Annotated in this window: 15 protein-coding genes; 1 reads left to right on the forward strand and 14 read right to left on the reverse strand. The window is 45.6% G+C overall.

Annotation, left to right across the window (positions count from 1 at the left end; genetic code table 11):
- Positions 1 to 97: 97 nt before the first annotated feature.
- From E7X57_RS02320 to E7X57_RS02385, 14 genes are all read right to left on the reverse strand, one after another.
- The gene (locus tag E7X57_RS02320; protein WP_135610119.1) at positions 98 to 1423 is read right to left on the reverse strand and encodes an energy-coupling factor ABC transporter ATP-binding protein; all 1326 of its coding nucleotides are present in this window, start codon (positions 1421 to 1423) and stop codon (positions 98 to 100) included.
- A 17-nt stretch (positions 1424 to 1440) separates the two neighbouring features.
- Positions 1441 to 2223 carry a cobalt ECF transporter T component CbiQ gene (gene cbiQ / locus E7X57_RS02325; protein ID WP_135610121.1) on the reverse strand — a complete coding sequence of 261 codons (783 nt, stop codon included), beginning with the start codon at positions 2221 to 2223 and terminating at the stop codon, positions 1441 to 1443.
- A gap of 123 nt (positions 2224 to 2346) precedes the next feature.
- A complete protein-coding gene (locus E7X57_RS02330) occupies positions 2347 to 2649 on the reverse strand; it encodes an energy-coupling factor ABC transporter substrate-binding protein (protein ID WP_135610123.1) in 303 nt (100 codons plus the stop codon).
- Positions 2646 to 3341, reverse strand: coding sequence for an energy-coupling factor ABC transporter permease (locus E7X57_RS02335; RefSeq protein WP_135610125.1), 696 nt, complete (start codon positions 3339 to 3341; stop codon positions 2646 to 2648). Before E7X57_RS02335 ends, E7X57_RS02330 begins: the two co-directional genes overlap by 4 nt.
- 217 nt (positions 3342 to 3558) lie before the next feature.
- A complete protein-coding gene (locus tag E7X57_RS02340; RefSeq protein WP_135610127.1) occupies positions 3559 to 4143 on the reverse strand; it encodes a cobalt-precorrin-7 (C(5))-methyltransferase in 585 nt (194 codons plus the stop codon).
- Positions 4140 to 5156 (reverse strand): cobalt-precorrin-5B (C(1))-methyltransferase, encoded by a 1017-nt coding sequence (locus tag E7X57_RS02345; RefSeq protein ID WP_135610301.1) that lies wholly within the window; start codon positions 5154 to 5156, stop codon positions 4140 to 4142. Before E7X57_RS02345 ends, E7X57_RS02340 begins: the two co-directional genes overlap by 4 nt.
- A gap of 59 nt (positions 5157 to 5215) precedes the next feature.
- Positions 5216 to 7099 carry a DNA mismatch repair endonuclease MutL gene (mutL, locus tag E7X57_RS02350; RefSeq protein WP_135610129.1) on the reverse strand — a complete coding sequence of 628 codons (1884 nt, stop codon included), beginning with the start codon at positions 7097 to 7099 and terminating at the stop codon, positions 5216 to 5218.
- Position 7100: 1 nt separating this feature from the next.
- Complete coding sequence (gene mutS, locus E7X57_RS02355; RefSeq protein ID WP_135610131.1) at positions 7101 to 9761, reverse strand: DNA mismatch repair protein MutS; 2661 nt, start codon at positions 9759 to 9761, stop codon at positions 7101 to 7103.
- 200 nt (positions 9762 to 9961) lie between these two features.
- Positions 9962 to 10282, reverse strand: a complete 321-nt coding sequence (locus E7X57_RS02360) for a DUF5684 domain-containing protein (protein ID WP_135610133.1) — start codon at positions 10280 to 10282, stop codon at positions 9962 to 9964.
- 360 nt (positions 10283 to 10642) lie between these two features.
- Complete coding sequence (locus tag E7X57_RS02365) at positions 10643 to 14854, reverse strand: alpha-2-macroglobulin family protein (protein ID WP_135610135.1); 4212 nt, start codon at positions 14852 to 14854, stop codon at positions 10643 to 10645.
- 254 nt (positions 14855 to 15108) lie between these two features.
- Positions 15109 to 15342 carry a hypothetical protein gene (locus tag E7X57_RS02370; RefSeq protein ID WP_167880862.1) on the reverse strand — a complete coding sequence of 78 codons (234 nt, stop codon included), beginning with the start codon at positions 15340 to 15342 and terminating at the stop codon, positions 15109 to 15111.
- Positions 15343 to 15494: 152 nt separating this feature from the next.
- Positions 15495 to 16865, reverse strand: a complete 1371-nt coding sequence (locus tag E7X57_RS02375; protein ID WP_135610139.1) for a hypothetical protein — start codon at positions 16863 to 16865, stop codon at positions 15495 to 15497.
- The gene (locus tag E7X57_RS02380; protein ID WP_135610141.1) at positions 16862 to 17374 is read right to left on the reverse strand and encodes a hypothetical protein; all 513 of its coding nucleotides are present in this window, start codon (positions 17372 to 17374) and stop codon (positions 16862 to 16864) included. The genes E7X57_RS02375 and E7X57_RS02380 overlap by 4 nt, the downstream gene beginning before the upstream one ends.
- A gap of 319 nt (positions 17375 to 17693) precedes the next feature.
- Positions 17694 to 18251, reverse strand: coding sequence for a flavodoxin family protein (locus E7X57_RS02385; protein WP_135610143.1), 558 nt, complete (start codon positions 18249 to 18251; stop codon positions 17694 to 17696).
- Between the two features lie 102 nt (positions 18252 to 18353).
- Here E7X57_RS02385 and E7X57_RS02390 point away from each other — a divergent pair, with 102 nt between their 5' ends.
- Positions 18354 to 18545: a hypothetical protein gene (locus E7X57_RS02390; protein ID WP_135610145.1), complete on the forward strand. Its 192-nt coding sequence runs from the start codon at positions 18354 to 18356 to the stop codon at positions 18543 to 18545.
- Positions 18546 to 18564 lie beyond the last annotated feature (19 nt).

Genomic DNA, 18564 nt, shown 5'->3' on the forward strand with positions numbered 1-18564 from the left:
AGCTGTATCATTAATTATATCCAGAAAGCTACCGGTATAACTGATACAAAATGAAAAAAATAGAAAAGAAAAATGAAATAGTCGAGAGGGAGAGGCCTTAAAGATCCAATTCGTCCCTTTCAATATTTGCAAGAGAAAGTTGAATGGCTATTCCACTGCTCTCTGCATATTCGTCAATACGTTTTACAGCATGTTCTACCATTCCACCAGATGTCATTATCAGGGATCTCTTACCACAAAGTGCCATCAGTATGGATTTATCGATGACACCGGAAGTTATCTTCAGATCGATGAGGTTATTTTCAGCAAGTGTCTTGCTCTTTTTACCCATTGCACCTATACTGTCAATATCTTCTTCAGCGACAACTTTACGGAAAGATTCCTCGTCATAAATATCCGTGTTATAGATGACAATACCGCCGGACTTGATGCCATGCCTTGTCATTTCTGCAATAGCATGCCCTTCCGGATGGATGTGCAGAACCTTTGCATTAACTGCCTCATAAGGACTGCTGATAGCATATTCTCCGTGCATAACACCAAGATTAATAATATCGCCTTCTTTTACATCAGGTGATACTTCTATCCACATCAATTCAGGAGGCTTGAAGGAATTTACCAGTTCAGGAACACTTGTTGGGAACCTGTTACGGATGGCAAGGTTCCTTCTTTCAAGTTCGCTATATATTTCCAGCGTGCGAGGCTGTCTTAGATATGATTTCCTCAAAAGTTCAGCATCTCTGAAAACATCTTCAGGCAGGCCTTCGCCTATTATGTTCCCCTCTGTCATGAAATATACGTAATCTGCCCAGCTGTAGGCAAGTTCCACATCATGAGTTGAAATTATCATGGTGGTACCATTATGATTTAATTCATTCAGCAGATCAAGGATCTCATCCGCGCCTACAGGATCGAGGTTCGCTAATGGTTCGTCAAGGATCATGATCTCGGGGTCCATTGAACAGACACCTGCAATGGCAACCCTCTTTTTCTGTCCTCCACTCAAATGGTGGGGTGGTTTATCCTTGAATTCGGTTATACCGATGTATTCGAGGGTATGATTGACCTTCTCTTCAACTTCTTCTTTCGAATAACCAAGGTTAGTGGGACCAAAACCTACATCCTGATAGACTGTAGGGGCAAATATCTGGTCATCAGAGTTCTGGAAGACAATACCAACACTTTTTCGTACCTCACGCAGGGACTTTGCATCGTATTCCATAGGTTTGCCATGGAAATATACCGCGCCTTCTTTAGGTTTGAGGGTACCGTTCAACAGCATGAAAAGTGTTGATTTACCGGAACCATTCTTTCCGACAAAGGCTATCTTTTTACCTTTTTTAATCTTTACATCAACGCCTTTCACAGCCTGGGTCCCATCATGGTAGGAATACTTCAAGCCTTTTGTTTCCAATATCATCATTTTTACCTCAGAGACCTTTAGAATATAGAAATATCATTGGTCAGATACCATAACACCAGAATTGCGGAAAAGTAGGTACCTGTGAGTATCAATTCCGTTGCCCTGACGGGCCTTTTTTCCTCAAAGAAGAGGATTCTTCCATCATAGCAACGTGCACTCATGGAAATGAAGATCTTCTCTCCCTGTTCCCATGATCTTATGAAAAGAGTTGTTGCAAGCATGGCAAGTGAATTAAGACTGGTTCTCCAGTCCTTGTATCCAAGCCTTACGGACTGTGCATACCTGATACCCCATGCAACCTCAAGAAAAACAAAGATGTAACGATACATCATCATTGATAGCTCAATTAAAGAATCAGGTAACTTTGTAGCTTTCAGGACTGAAAACAATTCCACCATAGGCGTTGTCAGTGAAAGGAAGAACAGGCATGACATACCGCTGAGTGTCCTTGAAAATACCAGCAATGCCATATCAAGTCCACCTGTGTTTATTCCAAACCTGTAACTAAAAACATCAAACCCGAATAGTTCAGTTCCGGAACCAAAGAAAAATGCTATGATGATAACACTTAAGATCACAAAAACAGCAGGAGCAGACAAGAGTTTCAGGTAAAATCCGGCAGGGATCTTCGCAAAATAAACCGTTGCAAAACTCATACAAAAAGCTACAGTAAAAGGAAGAATGAAGGATTGTGAAGAAACTCCCATTAACAGACCAAAAGTAATTATAGTAAGTTTTAGCCAGTTATTTCGGTACCTTAACGGACTTACCAGGGCATAGTCATCAAGAATGTTCGTCATATTATGTTCACGCCGTTAATTTCGTTTTTATTACTTTGATTCAGTATCATTAGGAACAACAACATAAAAAAGAGTGATCCTTAATAAGGATCACTATAGGGATTGACGGTCAAATAAACAATCTTATTCAGACTGTCCTTTGCCCTTGTAATATCCGAAGAAGTAACCAAGGACAATTGCGCCGATAGCAGCCTGAAGTGCAAAGAGAAGACTCTCGGTTTCTCCTCCAGGAGGTTCGAACTTTACAGAGTTGACCCATGAATCTGCTGTCCACTCTTCGTATTGACCGTCTGTGATCTCAGCGATGACATCTTCTGCCTGACCGTCAGCACCACCAAACTCTGAGTCCGGGTTTGCTGCCATTCCATAGAAGAATGATGCTACGAACAAGATAGCTATTACTGCAAATATTGCTTCACCTTTCATTGGCTAGCCCCCTTTATTTTATCAAGGACTGATTCTGAAATTACATTGAGCTGTAAAAGCGCATCGCTCTTTACCTGTATCACATACTTGAAGATAAGAGCTGTCAGTGCACCTTCCATGATAGCCAGAGGAACCTGTGTTGTTGCAAATACCAGCATGAACGCTTTAAGTGATGCTGCAAATCCGCCGACCTCTGCAGGGAAAGCCAAAGCAAGCTCAACAGAAGTTACGACATAGGTGATCCAGTCTGCAAATGTCGCAGCAAGGAAAACGACTACATAGAAGTTAATGTTAGCCTTCATACCTACTTTATAGATGACATATGCTGCAACCGGGCCAATGATACCCATTGATGCAACATTTGCACCAAGTGTTGTAAGACCGCCGTGTGCCAGGAAAATTGCCTGATAAAGTAGTACAATTGTACTCAGGACCGCTGCAATTGCAGGACCGAAAAGAATAGCTGCCATTCCTGTTCCTGTAGGGTGTGAAGAACTACCCGTAACAGACGGCATTTTCAAAGATGAAAGTACAAAGATGAATGCTCCCGCTACTGCCAGTAAAGGCAATAGTTCGCGCTTTTCAGCTACAAGTTTGTTCAACCTGTAGATACCAAAGAATATTATTGGTATAGAGAACACAAACCACAGTTGCCACCATGGTGATGGTAAAAACCCTTCAAATATATGCATTTTAACACTCCATTCCTGATTTATAACAAATTATATCACTAAATGAATTATATATCCAAATCAATATTACTTGATTTAGACACATTTACAATGAAAACTTTATATAAATACCTTGAGGTTAAGTGTATAACCTTTTAAGGTAAGATTATTTAAAGATTTGTTCCTTTGTTATCAAGAATAGAAAGAACTAGAAGATAAAACAATTGAAATTACTCAGTTATTGCCTTACAACTACAACGCAATGAAGAACTGATTCTGCCTGTGGTGGCTCATCCACAGTTCCACCTGCAATACGCTCCTCAGGATAGCCGAAGTTCTCACAAACATAGAGTTTTGCATCCACACCCATTTCTTTCAGCACTTCAGCAACCTCTGCAACACCAAAGGTGTCAGCAGGAAGCATGAAAATGTCTTTACCCAATTCGATCTCCTGAATGAATGCCTTTTTTGCAGGTGCAGGGTCACGTCCATGTGCCGTTATTGCGGTTATGTTCGAGAGGCTGACACCTAATCGGGAACATGCGACCTGAATAGAAGAGATTCCCGGTATGATCCTGTCCCCCTCCCCGGCAAACTTGCCAAGCCCGGAGAACATGGGATCGCCTGTGGAAAGAACCACCGCATCATCAGGCAGCTCGTGTAGAGCTTTGTAGTTCTTGATGGTCTTTGCCTCACACTCAATGTAAGGTTCAGCAAGCTCAAGGGAGCGCTTCGAACCATAGACCACCGATGCATTGCGTATGGCTTCGATAGCTTCCAGTGTCAACATGTTCGGCCCGACACCGACACCTGCGATTATCATTTCTTTTCCCCGCTGTCCATAAGGACGGTGCCGTCCCTGTCCACTACCACAATGCGTGCACCTTTGCCTTTCTCCACCGTTTTTGCAAATGCACGTTTAATATGTTCACCTTCAGGTTCCACCTCGATCATCTCAGAGACAGTTGCAAAGCCACTGTCCTTGAGCATATCGGGATCTCCCCATTTCAGGACCAGACCCGGCAAGCCACAAATCGCTACCTCACCAGTTGTAGAATCAAGGAACTCGGAGATGCGACTTCCGGCAAGAACTACCGTATAATCAGGGAACAGCATTGTAGAATAACGGATACCTATACGACCGGTGGTAAGAACGACCTTTGAAGCTTCACGTACGAGATCACTCTTCATTTCACCAAGATGATCGTTCCAGGGCTCAACAAAGCCCGTGGTCCCGAGAATGGAGATGCCACCCTCGACACCGATACGGCTGTTCAGGGTCTGCTTTGCAATCTCAGAACCTCTTGGAAGGGATAGCTCCACATCAACGCCTTTGATGCCGATCTCTTCCACAGCCTCTGCAACTGCATCCTTTATCTGCTGCATTGGTTTTGGATTGATAGCAGGATAGCCTTTTTTGGACTGCAGGCCGCCTCTTGTGACGATACCTATGCCCTCCCCGGCAGTAATATTGATCTTGTCGGATTCAACCGCCCTTGCCTCGAACTCAAGGCCACGGGTGATATCAGACTCATGGTCGTTTTTCAGTTTAACGGCAACAGCATAACCATCTTTTGCCTTTACATCCATGACAGCACGAAGTCCTACAGGTGTGGGGACTGAGACCTTGTCCACATCCTTCCTGAGTGACAGGACAGCTGCTTTGGCCGCAACGGTAGCAGTGGTTCCTGTGGTATAGCCCCTCTGGAGCACTGAACCATCACTAAGCACCACCAGCATCCCGCTCTTTATACCCTCTTCAAGCTCATCGCGGGGTATTTTAGATTTATTGATCCACTCTTCCGGGATCTTTGATTTGTTAACAGGATCGATAATTGACATTGTCAGTTATTCAATATCTTATAGTTATAAAAGTTACCGACCAACGAGCTAACTTATCCTGTCCTCTTGAACAGTTTGTCAAGTTCTGCCCGGGTAAAAGATATCATCGTCGGACGGCCGTGAGGACACGTATAAGGATTTTCTGCCATATCCAGCTGCTTCAGAAGGCTCTCCATTTGTCCCATGCTGCAACCAGCCCCCGCTTTTATCGCTGCACGGCATGCCATGGTCTTGCAGAGGTTATCGAACATTCCGGTATCATTTTTCACTCTGCCTGTGGAAAGCAGGTCTATTATAATATCATGGATCAGCTCAGCGCTCTCCATCTTCCCAAGAAGAGCCGGAACAGTAGTGACCACATAGCTGTTAGGACCAAATTCCGATATTCCAAAGCCCATTTCTTCAAGATAGGGTATGTACTCCTCGAGCAGCACTTTTTCCCTGGATGTGAGGTCAAGCGTAACAGGTGTTATAAGCTCCTGCCAGCCGGAACTGCTGATATCACATATCTGCTCGTACATCACCCTCTCATGTGCAGCATGCTGATCAACTATGACAAGCCCCTTCTCCAGCTCTACAATAATATAAAGCTCATTAACCTGACCTACTATTCTTGCCTTATCAAGACCTGTAGATGCCCTTTCCGGTTTCTTTGGGGTCTTTGACAGTACCCTTTCAGAACGCTTCAGGCGCTTTTCCGTATCCCTGGCAGTGAAATGATAGGTTTCTTCTTCTTCCTTTATCAGCGGTGAGATCTTTTTCTCAGCAGGTATCGCCAGTTCAAGCTTCTCTTCAGGAACAAACGCTTCAGCACCATCTTTGGGTATATCTTCCAGTTTTTCTTCAGGTCTATCTTCTACCTTTTCTACAAAAACAGCCTGTACCGGCTTTTTCTCCGGCAAACTTATCTCAGGAACCAGCTGCTCGGCCTTCAATGCATTTTCCACAGCAAGAGTGACTGCATCGCAGACCTCACGCTCATGGCTCATCCTAACATACCTTTTGGCAGGATGGACGTTGACATCCACCTCACTGAGGTCAAGTTCCAGATCAAGGACAGCCACCGGGAAGCGTCCCTTTGGAATAAGATTGTAATAACCAAGCCTCACCGCATTGCTGATACTCTTTGAGGATATACCTCGGCCGTTTATGAAAAAGTACTGCAGGTCGGTTCCACTGCGGCTTAGCTCTGGCTTTGAGATGTAACCGGATATTTTCACGATATCCGACTTGAATTCAACAGGTATCAGCTTTTTTGCAGATTCACTTCCAAGCAGGTAGACAATGCTGTCAAAAATATCACCCGATGTCGGGGAACGCACCAGCACCTTGCCATCGCTTATAAGAGTGAGTGAGATCTCCGGATGACCAAACGCATGTCTTGTAACGACATCAGTGATGTGTGCGAGCTCAGTACGCATGCTTTTAAGGTACTTCTTCCTAGCCGGAGTATTATAGAACAATGATTCTACCGCAATTGTGGTCCCGGGTGCTGCACCAACCTCCAGCACATTCTCTATTGAACCACCACTGACAACTACCTTTGTTCCGGAGATGCTGCCTTTTTCACGAGTGGTCAGGTACACTTTTGCAACCGCTGCAATGGAAGAGAGAGCCTCTCCCCTGAAACCCAGGGTGAGCACCTTTTCAAGATCATCGATATGCAATATCTTGCTGGTGGCATGTTTTGTGAACGCAAGAGTGGAATCCTCCCAGGACATGCCTTTCCCGTTGTCCGTAACTGTGATCAGTTCCGTTCCAGCCCCCTTCACTTCCACTCGAATTTCCGTAGCACCCGCATCAATGGAATTATCCAGAAGCTCCTTCACCACCGATGCCGGGCGCTCTACTACCTCGCCTGCAGCTATCTTATTGATGGTAGCCTCATCCAGCACATGGATCCTCTTGCTGCTCACTTCTGCGCTCGTTTCTGCCATATCATTCCTCCGCGTTCTTTCCCGCTCTCTTCTGAAGTTCACAGAGCTTGTTCAGAGCATCCATGGGTGTCATGTTGTTGACATCAAGCTCCTTAATTTCCTCGACCATAGGGTCCTTCTCAACAGGAGTCGAACCTTCCGGATCGAAAAGCATAAGTTGTGTATACTGTGCCGACCTTCTTTTTTTGCCACCCTTTGAACTACTTTCCTTGCTGATGGAACTCTCATCCTCGATATCCTGCAGTATTTCCCTTGCCCTCTGGGTAACCTTGTGCGGCACACCTGCAAGCCGGGCGACATGTATTCCATAACTTTTGTCCGTGGCCCCGGGAACGATCTTCCGCAGGAACACGAGGTCATCGCCATCCTCTTTCACTGCAATGTGATAGTTCTTCACCCTTTTCAGGTCGGATGAAATATTTGTAAGCTGGTGGTAATGCGTGGCAAAAAGTGAGCGTACGCCAACACGCCCTTTGTTGTGAATATACTCGACAACAGCCTTTGCGATACTGTAACCGTCATAGGTGCTGGTACCCCTGCCGATCTCATCAAGTAGAACAAGGCTTTTCGGGGTGGCGTTGTTCAGGATGTTCGCAAGCTCCACCATCTCCACCATAAAAGTACTCTGCCCGCTTGCAAGGTCATCAAAAGCCCCGACCCTTGTGAATACCCTGTCCACGATACCAATGGAAGCATGGGAAGCAGGCACAAATGAACCTGCCTGTGCCATTATTACTATTAGTGAGACCTGACGCATGAAAGTGGATTTTCCTGCCATGTTGGGTCCTGTTATCAGCAGGAACTGGTTCTCCACACAGTCCATTTCCGCATCGTTGGGAACGAATCCACCGGGAACAGACCTCTCCACTACCGGATGCCTGCCCTCACGTATCAGTAACTTACAATCAGAACTGATGTTGGGCCTGACAAAATTATTGTTCACCGAGACCTCTGCGAGGCTAGCAACACAATCCAGTTGCCCTATCAGGCCCGCAACGGTCTGCAACTGTGACGAATAGGAGGCAACGTTCGAAGTGATGTCGGAGAATATCTCATACTCCAGTGCTGTGATCTTCTCATCAGCAGAAAGGATGACATTTTCCCATTCTTTCAGTTCCGGGGTATAGAACCTTTCCGCATTCCTCATGGTCTGCTTGCGTATGTAATCATCAGGGACCTGTGAGATGTTCGCCTTCGTTACCTCAATGTAATATCCGAATACCTTGTTGTAACCAACTTTAAGTGACTTTATTCCGGTCCTGTCACGCTCTTTCTGCTGGAATGAGGCTACCCATGACTTCCCACCTTTGGACATCTCCTTGAGTTCATCCAGGGCCTCGCCATAGCCTGCTTTTATCATCCCGCCTTCCCTGACACTTACCGGTGGCTCTTCCACTATGGAACTATCTATCAGCTCCACGAGGCTGTCAAGCTGGGCAAATCCCAGAAGGCCACCCCTGATGCTTTGAAGCATCTCGCAGAGGTCATCTTCCCCAAGGCTTTCCACTAGCAAAGGGACTGACTCAAGGGACCGTTTTAGTGCAATAAGGTCACGTGCATTGGAGTTGCCATACATGATCCTTCCAATGAGGCGCTCAATATCCTTTACAAAGGAAAGATGGGACCTTACATCGAACCGTATCATGGTACCGTTTGCCAGCGCCTCCACAGCATCGAGACGGTAGTTGATGGCATCCACATCTATAAGCGGCTTTAACAGCCATTTCTGAAGCAGCCTGCCACCCATTGGTGTTTTGGTATCATCCAGAACCTTCAGTATGGAAGTATCGCTTCCTTCCCCGCGCACGTTCTTCACTATCTCAAGATTACGCAAAGTTATGGAATCCAGAACCATGAACTCAGAATCTGAATACGTCTTCAGCTCACTGACATGCCCGAGCTCCCTCATCTGGGTGATCAATGCATACTCAAGGGCAGCCCCTGCAGAGGATATCGCGTAGGGCAGGCCATCGCAGCCCATACCCTTAAGGGTTGAGACCTTGAAGTGCTCCCTGAGCCTCTTCTCAGAGATCCCGATATCAAATGCCTCTTCCTCGAACTCATGCACCACGATCTTGAGCTCGTTGAGCCTGTCAACGATATGCCTGTCAGAATACATTTCGGGAGGCAGGATACATTCCGATGGCCGCATCCTTGCAGCCTCGCTGGCTATCCTGTCATATGGAGGTGCATCGGCGAACTGGGTTGTCAGGAACTCTCCTGTGGATACATCAAGGAATGAGACACCGTAGTTCCCGTCCCCGCCTGAGACAGACATGAGATAATTATTGGATGAATCCGTGAACATCGAACTATCAATGGCAGTGCCCGGTGTTACAACCCTGACGACTCCGCGCTTCACAACGCCCTTTGCCTTCTTCGGGTCCTCAAGCTGCTCACAGATGGCTACTTTGTAGCCCTTTTTTATCAGACGCGGGAGGTAGTTGTCAATGGCATGATAGGGGATGCCTGCAAGAGGCATCTTCTCGCCGTCCCTGTCCTTACCCCGCGTGGTAAGCGTTATTTCAAGTTCCTGCGCAATGGTCTTTGCATCTTCCCCGAAGGACTCATAGAAATCCCCCATCCTGAAGAAGATCAGTGCATCGCTATGTTGCTGCTTGGCATCATAGTACTGTTTCATTGCAGGTGTTAATTTATTCATTCTTGCTCCACGCTGAATTGGTCTGGTGAATTTATCAGTTTGTTGGTATTTTTGTTTTTGCATTGCAGGTATGTCTGCAGGAGAATCTGGAAGGAGCAAAAAATGAGAGAAAGAATGATTGGTGGAGAAATGGAAATTTCAGTAAATGGTTAATGTAAAGGTAATGCGGAGAGGGGTCCGCATCACCCTTTTAAGTTGTATCATTCCGAGAAAGCCAGGTATCCCGGAACTACAAGGTTTGCTACCGGTACGATCATCAGGACACCGATCCATTTCGACCTACCAAGGTTGCCTGCCATTTCACCCCAGATGTACATCAATACAAGGATGTTGACGTATGGGATCAGCATACCAAGGAAATACCACAGGGACTTCCTTGCAACCCTGCACATAAGTACAATATTAAGAATCGGTATCCATGCCATCCAGGCATTCTCCGTGTTGGTTCTGTCTGCGATCCTTTGCAGCGAATAGGAATAGTATACATATAGCCCAAGAGCTACCACAATAAAAATTAACATTAAAGTTTCATCTACCATTTGTTATCAGTCCATTACTTATTTTGCAAATATCTCAAATATGCTCACAAAAATATCCAGGATCGTCCTCAAAAATTCAGCAGTCGCTACTAATTCCTTTCATTCGATCTCCTCAGATACTGGTGTTTCATATGTTTGTTAACAATATAGGCATACTTGTCTATTTTTCGACATGTTGGATACATGTTCACTGTATATAAATTTTGGCTTCAAAATATAATGCATTCAATGTGTTCTCAACAAAAGTGATAGTACTTGTGATGTTCAAAAAAAGAGAAAAGGAAAAAAGAAAACAGCAGGAAACTCACATCGCCTGCTGCTCTTAAGAAAAAAAGGGAAGGATCATGTCACATTGATGTCCATTCCCTTTGCTTCAGCCTTGACATCCGGGTTGTAGTACGAGTAGGCACTGCTCTCCTGTACCATTGCCTTGACAGGGAACATGGCCCTCATCTGCAGTGAGAAGTTCATTTCCTCCCCGGCCATCATCTCATCGATATAGAGGACGACCTTGCGGCCTGCGATCTCATAGCGGGTGATGATGCCATCGTCCTTGAGCGCCTCAAGGCTTGCAGGGACCGGCGTGAAACCTGTTGGTACTGCAATATCCACTATCATCATACCACTGGACTCGACAACTCCCCGGATTCCCGGCATTCCGTTGTACTTCAGGCGCACATCGACGTTCACGATGTCATCCACAGCAACATCGGTGGAGTCGTATTCCACATCCAGCTCGATCTCCTCATGCTCGATGACTTCCGGAAGGATCACATTGAACTTTCTGACAAGCTGGTAGTTGAGCTCTCCACTTCCCTCGAGGGTCATGTTAACGCTTTCCACGCCCTCCGGAACCTCGATGATGTTGACTACATCGTAGTTCTCGGATGTGACCCTGATGCTCTTAAGTTCCTCACCATCTCCGCTAACGGTTATGGTAGCATCCACGTCCCTTCCTGCAACTGCTGCAGCTGTCATCAGTGCCCTGAATGCCATGACGGTATCCTGGGTGCTTGAGAAACCTCCATTGGAATTACGCTGTGCTGCTATCCATTTGAGTGATGAGCTTGCTGCAGGGTCATTGACCTCTATCAGTGCAAGTGTTGCATAGGCTGTGGTCTCAACGTTCTTGCTTGAGACAGGATAGATTCCATAGCCTCCGTATTCGTAGGGTTCCGGAACCACGTCATCATAGCCCCAGTACATGCCATTCTCATCTTCCTTTGCCATTGCAAGCAGCTTGGCCCTTGCCTCGTCTGCCCTCTCGCTCTCAAGCTTTTCAAGAGCAAGCGTTCCAACTGCAAGGGTGTATGGGTCATCCTGAGCATCGAGATTATCCTCGAGATATGTGAGAGCACCGTTCATGACCTCGTCAGTGGCATACCCATACTCATCAAGTGCAAGAGTGATGTATGCCGTCAGAGCATAGGTTCCGCTGACACCGCCCATCATGTCCTGATGGATAACGAATCCCACGGACTCCCATGAACCGTCCGCCTTCTGGTGTGAGCCGATCCAGTCGGCTGCTTCCCTCAGGATGTTCTCGTCAATGGTTGTGATATCCCTGGCACCGCTGAACTGTGAAAGCACGAACGCTGTCAGCCAAAGGCTGCCTTCGGGATCGCTTTCACCGAATGCGGAGAAGGCACCGTCCGAATGCCTGAATGTCAGCTCCCTCTGGTAACCGGTGATTATGTAAGTCTGTGCCTTGGCCTCGATCTCCGGGTTCTGCTGGCCCGTGGCCTTCAGGTATCTCAGCACTTCCACATCGGTTGAGAACAGCATCATGTTCTGCTCGCCACATCCGTATGGCATGCCCAGAAGGTCATCGACACCGCTGATGGTCTGTGCCACAATGCTCGGCGTGAAACTAACCATCACCTTGCCGGAATCCGGCACAATATCCACAGGCAGCGTGGCATCAAGTTCAACGGAACCCTCCTTGAGAATGCCATTGTCCACGATCTCCCTGGTGACACCTTCTGCCTCAACGATAACCGTCTTGCGCACAGCATCAGCCTTCTCTGTGGTCTGTCCTGTCAGCTCGACCTCCTGGACACCCACTTCCGTAGGCCTGATGGTAAAGCTTGCATGGGTCACACTGTTGGCATCCACACTGACCTTTACGACATCCTCACCCACAAGGTCGAACCAGTCCGCACCGGAAAGAGTCAGCTGTACTTCCTGAGGTTTGTCAAGATAATTGAAGACCTGCACCTGTACAGGGAACTCTTCCCCGCGGATCACAGCATAGGGAAGGTCAGGATCTATGAAGAAATCCTGGAATACTGTCAGGCCTGCTTCGGATATTCCAATACCTTCCGGACTGGAGGATACCGCATGCAACCTCCAGGTGGTGATGGAATCCGGTGCGTTCAGGTCAAGGGATGCCAGTCCCTTATCATCCGTCATGATATCAGGCATCCATATCCATGTCTCAGGGAAGAACTGGCGTACCCTTTCAGGTTCTGCAAGTGTGGCACCAGCACCTGAATCAGTTGGCTCCATAGGGGCTGCCGCTGGAGCTTCCATCATAACTTCTTCTTCGACCATTTCCATGTCGTCCATTGCAAACATGCGATCGACAAAACCACCATCGGCAACTTCGGCCTGGCCTTTTGGAACATCAAGTCCACCGGATGCCAGTACTATCAGGCCCGCATCATCAATGACATCGCCTGCAGTCTCCTGATACCAGTAATAATTTGGATGAGCCTCTACCTGTGGCTCCATGAACCTGATCTCAAGCTCATCAAAGACCTGCTTCAGATTGAGCCTGCCCTCGCTCAGTGCATAGACCGATTCGTCAACTATGGAAAGGCCGATCATTGACTGAGTGCCTGCGTCCAGTTCCACTGAGACGTTATCTCCGGGAGCCACGGTTTCCTTATCAAATCCTGAGGATAGGTCCACCTGCGTACTGAACTTCACATCGAAAGGCAGGCTGTCAGCGGAGACCTCATTGTTCGGATTGATCATGTATGCGACCACCTTTGCAGTGGGGCTCATCTGAGGTGTGATCGGGATGCTGATCTGTGCTTCATCGCTGGTAGCAGAATATACGGTCCTGCCGTTTGCGAACACATCATAGAACACCGTTCCCTTGTTGGTGGAATATACCTTGAAGACGATGTTCTCTCCCACTTCGGGTGTGCCTTCGCTTACCTGGCTCAGATGCAGGAAACTTGCACTCGGAGAGTATACGGAATTCAGACGATCGGAAGCCTCAACACCTTCCGAGCTGGCAGAGATCTCCATCTCCCGGGCATCTTCAGGTACTTCAAGTGTGACAAGAGCAACACCGTTCTCAGTGCTGACGATCTGCTTCTGCTCGTCCCAGTCATAGTCGTCATCAAGGAAGCTCACAACAAGACTTACATCCTTCTCCAGTGGTTCCCCTCCCGGGTCCTTTGTGACTATAAGAACCTGAAGCGGCATTCCCGGCTTGATTGAATCAGACTCAGGTATCATCTGGAGAACAAGCTCGTTCTGCGCGATGGTAAGCAGTTCGGTTGTTTCCTCACTGTGCCCTCCGGTGTCAGTTACGGTAACATTGAGCATGACACTGCCCTGTCCACCAGCACCAAAGGTACCTGCAACATACTCCGTGGGTGGAAGCTCGAACTCAACAAAACCTTCCTCAAGTGAGCCGCTAAAAGTTGCATATTCCTCCCAGACACCCACATATCTCATGGCCTTTATCTCAACGTCACCTTCAACATCCTTTCCGAAGAAATACTGTGCAGAGACCGTTCCTGTGATAGGATCATCCACAAGGAACCAGCTCTTCTCGGCGGAAGTTTCCAGATCGAACTTCGGAAGCACATATTTCTCCACCCTGATGTCAACCTCTGACATTGATGTGCCGGATGTTGCCTTTATCTTCCAGGTACCAAGGTTAAGCTCGGAGGCCAGCGGGAGATCAAAATATGCAACACCGTATTCATTGGTGGTGAGATCATCCTTGAAAATCTTCACACCCTTGGCATCCGAGATTTCCACGGTGGTGTTCTGGACAACAGGCACAAGGTTGTTGTTCAGGGAAAGAAGACGCACATGGATGGTCTGCCCGGGCTTGTAGATCGGCTTATCTGTCTCTATGAAGATCGGGTTGTTCTGAACGACCTTTATGGTCGTTTCGAAGCCGGATTCAGCACCCACCGGAGTTGCAGTAAGTGTGTAACTGCCTTCCTCTACCTCCGGGACATCGAACTTAGCAACCGAATTACCGGAATCAGAAGTAGCAGCTTTTACCAGTGGAATTACCTCACCTGAAGCACTGGTAAGGGTGTATTCAAAACACCGGCTTACAGGAGCATCATCAAGGAAAGCCGACATGGTCACAGAACTTTCCCCTCCTGAGAAAAGTGCTTTTGGGACCAGTATCAGGAACTCATCCTCTGAGGAATAGGTACCTCCCTCCTCGCAGGATATGGCTTCGTTTGCAGGAGGATAATCCACATTCTCATCCTGGCCTATACAGCCTGCCATCACAATACATGACAGCAGGAACAATACGATGAACGACTTTTGCACAATTCCGATGGACCTCATTTTAGCACTCCCGTAGATCAATGTAATTAATTACTATCTAAAGAGAAAATTAGCTCCTATACGGTATATACTTAGCTTAAACTTCGAAACTGTTCGAAGTTATAGGAGAGATTCAAACGGGAGTGACTTGTATCAAGTATATACGAAGCACAAGTGCTTGTAATCCAGACAGTATATACCCATCTCAAGTTTAATGCATTGGATAAAGTCACATCAATAGGCAGCAACTACTCTAAAGTAGTTTCATCTAAATCTTAGAACGAATTTATGTTCCTTGTTCCATTGATAAGTTCATTTGCAGCACCGAACGCATTGCTTCCATAAACATTTGTTTCAAAGAACGAAATTACTTCAGTACCTGCTGCAATCAATAAGAAAGCAGAAACAAGCCCTACCAGTGATAATTGCAGTACATCATCGTTGTTAGTTTCACTACCATAGATTAAGCCAAGAAATGACAATATTGCTATCCATGGAGCTAAACCCACTGCTATACATGCAATCATGTAAACTGCGTATAATCCTAATACGAAGATTACTACCACTACAAGAGGATTCCTAAAGAGGTTAAAATCAAAAATAAAATCACCTTCTTATGTTGATATCATACTATCAAAAGGATAGTGTAAATGAACTATCCTTATTCACATCCCCATGTGCCATAAAAGGACGGAGAAGAAAATGTTTTGATGTATTCTTTGCCTGGGTTTATCTCTCCCTTGCGTACATTTTCATTCCATTTGTCGGAGAGTTCGTTCATGGAAGCAATATTATAAGGTTTAGAGAACCGTGTACGATATGCTCTTGCCTTCGAAGGCTCAAGTTCTTCACTTGAAGCCGTGTTGCGAATACTAGCAAGTGCAGGTAATGATTGCTTATGGCTCTGCAATTTATTTATTTCATTTGCATCCCATAGGCGCCTTGCATCAATATTTAAGGCTTTACCATGCATGACACGATTCTTTGAATTGCCACCGCCTCCGTTCTTGAAAATGTCCCTTAACGCCAGATTTGGGGTATACGAAGCAAAGCTTGCCCCCATATCAAAAGCAGGCAATCCGATTAACCCGAACCGTGAAAGCCACAATGGTAAGTGTTCATCCTGAGCGACGTGGGACAGTTCCGTAATAAGTTTTGAGAGCGTAGCGACCTGAGCATCGTTCCCAGAAATCCTTTCGAGATCTCTTACAGATAGATAGATCCCGTCAAACCAATTGTAGTCCATGGCCTCTTTGCTTAAAGATACAATCTTCTTCAACTCATCCGAAAAATCATTACGACCAATCATTGAAGTATTCAGATTGATAGTATAGAGGCAACCCGGAACAGTTTCTCCTTCATCCTCTCTGTCAGAAATAATAGAACCATACCCTAAGTTAACATTGTGGGAAAGGCCGATACTGGATGGATATTTCTTATTCATTACAGGTAATATTCCCGACAAAAATTTAGCTTTTGCTTGCAATGATAGGTCTATTGATGCATTAATCAATAAGCGAAAAAGATGTTCACCCTCGCAATTATTTGCTAGATCTGTCCAAAATGAATATTTTTGATAGCTTCTCTCCACTGAATCTCCCAAATATGATGACAATGCTACAGCTTTCTTGTGATCAAAACCAATATTGTCTTTTTGGAGTATCCATTCTATGCTTTCCTTGAACTTTTGAACACCTTCGTCAGCTGCTAACCATGTTACCTCGCTTGGGAACGAGATTAATGTGGGGGAATTGTTCACAAGAGATACATATGATGTCTCATCGCGTCCACTATCCAGCTCTACTTTATTTGCTTTCGCAAGTAGCTGTTTAGTTCTATATCCATTCATCTCAAGTGGTTTCCCAGCAACCAAATCCTGGTTTTTCAGGATAATTTCGATATCTTCAGTTCCAGCAATATATGGTACAAGCCTGTTAAGAGATACTGGTTCTATGGAATTGTTTATATCAACCAGTTCTCCTAATTGGGCATCTCCAACGATCTTTTCAATAATGGTCTCAGTCGTTCTCATGAAATATTCTCCGAAGCATAGTTGTCAAATTTGATGCTTAGTTCTTCTATAAATTCAATTAGTGAAGGGATATTTTCAAAATCTATGAAAATACTACCTTCCACTTTTTCTCCTTCGAGGAGAGTAAATTTTCTTTCCTGTATTTGTAGGCGGGGTGCTCTTTTACCTTCATGGTAAGACAGTCGGAATATCTGATCTCCAAAGTCACGAGATTCTTGGAGATATTTGTGTATTAATTTCCCGTTGGGGTAATACAAAATACTCTTTGAACCTGGGATTTTCCTTTTGTAGATCTCTCTCCGAAAAGTAAGTTCTTCAAGCAAATCTCGAACTCTGTTTTCTGAAAGGTTCAGGAACTCTGCAATCGCTTGCACAGTAATCCCTTCCGGGTACTGCCTGACTATGTTCAATACCAATGAATGCCTGCCAGTGCCTTTTTCGACAGACCCCTCTGGACCTGAAGACCCAACAATATCACCCATTGTTATTTCACTTAATCTAGTTACCATTTTTAATCCCTCGCATAATACATTGTTATGTATGTAACTTATATATAAATATTACTGTGCATTTATAAGTGAATTCGTTTTTATTTAATTCATGTTCTTCTTGCAACCCATATAAATCCTTGAGATTGTAACTATATATCACAGCTGAAATTAGCCGAATGGTTGTTATCAAATGTGAAATAAAAAATAATCCTTATAGACATATGAAATAGAGCCTGAATCAAGAAGAACAAACAAAAAAGAAGGGAAAAATAAAAGAAGGGAAAAATAAAAGAAGGGAAAAATAAAAGAAGAAAATGTAGTAAAAACAAAAAGAAGGTCAGTCCATCAGATGCACACCTGCTGACTTTGCATTTTCCATAAGTTCAGTGTCTTTCATAACGTCGCGTGGAAGATCAAATCCTGCAACAACCAGCCCGTCCTTAATCTCCATTCCGAAGAAGGTCTTCAGGGTTTCGGCGAACTCATCGGACACGCTCTCATAGGATGCCTTTTCAGGATCACCCTGGGACCTTACGATCATAGCTTTCTTACCCACAGGTATCCTTGGTTTCAGGTCAGCATCAACAAGTGCGTAACAGCGGTCAAGGAAAAGCCTCATCTGGCCTGAGAACTGCAGGAAATAGATCGGGGCTCCGAAGACGAAACCGTCTGCTTCCTCTATTCTTTTGTAGACACCGGTCATGTCATCTTTGATCTTGCATTCAGGCATCACATTACAGAAACCGCATCCCTGACAGCCCTTGAAGTTCAGGTCATTAATGTAGATCGTTTCCGTCTCAGCACCGCTCTCTGCAACGCCTTCAAGCACTTTCTGCACTACAGTATCCGTGTTCCCGTTCTTTCGGGGGCTTCCTACAATACCCAATACTTTCATGTTTCCACATCCTAAAGTAATAATACATATGTAGATTTTTTATGCATAAAGTTATCTAAGGATTTCAGCATCTATTTCACAGAACGCAAAAGTGAGAATAAAATGACAGATGAAAAGTACAGGAACAAAGAGCAGAAGGAAAAGCAAGAGCAAGAACTGCCTGACGATGAAGAGCTCGATGACCTGATGATCAAAACAGCAAAGTCGCAGATAAGGTCAGATTACAGGCGCAGCCTCGGATGCGAGAACTCCCGAAGGTGCATGGACCTGCATAAAAGCAAAAAAGATGAATGAAACTGCTCATCCGATCTTC

Source organism: Methanococcoides sp. AM1, assembly GCF_900774055.1.
Taxonomy (GTDB): Archaea; Halobacteriota; Methanosarcinia; order Methanosarcinales; family Methanosarcinaceae; genus Methanococcoides.

Bases quoted from the DNA above. Each gene is read 5' to 3' on its own strand.
- E7X57_RS02360 (WP_135610133.1), bottom strand. From the start codon at position 10,282: ATGTTAATTTTTATTGTGGTAGCTCTTGGGCTATATGTATACTATTCC.
- E7X57_RS02380 (WP_135610141.1), bottom strand. From the start codon at position 17,374: ATGGTAACTAGATTAAGTGAAATAACAATGGGTGATATTGTTGGGTCT.
- E7X57_RS02365 (WP_135610135.1), bottom strand. From the start codon at position 14,854: ATGAGGTCCATCGGAATTGTGCAAAAGTCGTTCATCGTATTGTTCCTG.
- E7X57_RS02375 (WP_135610139.1), bottom strand. From the start codon at position 16,865: ATGAGAACGACTGAGACCATTATTGAAAAGATCGTTGGAGATGCCCAA.
- mutL (WP_135610129.1), bottom strand. From the start codon at position 7,099: ATGGCAGAAACGAGCGCAGAAGTGAGCAGCAAGAGGATCCATGTGCTG.
- E7X57_RS02390 (WP_135610145.1), top strand. From the start codon at position 18,354: ATGACAGATGAAAAGTACAGGAACAAAGAGCAGAAGGAAAAGCAAGAG.
- E7X57_RS02335 (WP_135610125.1), bottom strand. From the start codon at position 3,341: ATGCATATATTTGAAGGGTTTTTACCATCACCATGGTGGCAACTGTGG.
- E7X57_RS02385 (WP_135610143.1), bottom strand. From the start codon at position 18,251: ATGAAAGTATTGGGTATTGTAGGAAGCCCCCGAAAGAACGGGAACACG.
- mutS (WP_135610131.1), bottom strand. From the start codon at position 9,761: ATGAATAAATTAACACCTGCAATGAAACAGTACTATGATGCCAAGCAG.
- E7X57_RS02340 (WP_135610127.1), bottom strand. From the start codon at position 4,143: ATGATAATCGCAGGTGTCGGTGTCGGGCCGAACATGTTGACACTGGAA.
- E7X57_RS02320 (WP_135610119.1), bottom strand. From the start codon at position 1,423: ATGATGATATTGGAAACAAAAGGCTTGAAGTATTCCTACCATGATGGG.
- cbiQ (WP_135610121.1), bottom strand. From the start codon at position 2,223: ATGACGAACATTCTTGATGACTATGCCCTGGTAAGTCCGTTAAGGTAC.
- E7X57_RS02330 (WP_135610123.1), bottom strand. From the start codon at position 2,649: ATGAAAGGTGAAGCAATATTTGCAGTAATAGCTATCTTGTTCGTAGCA.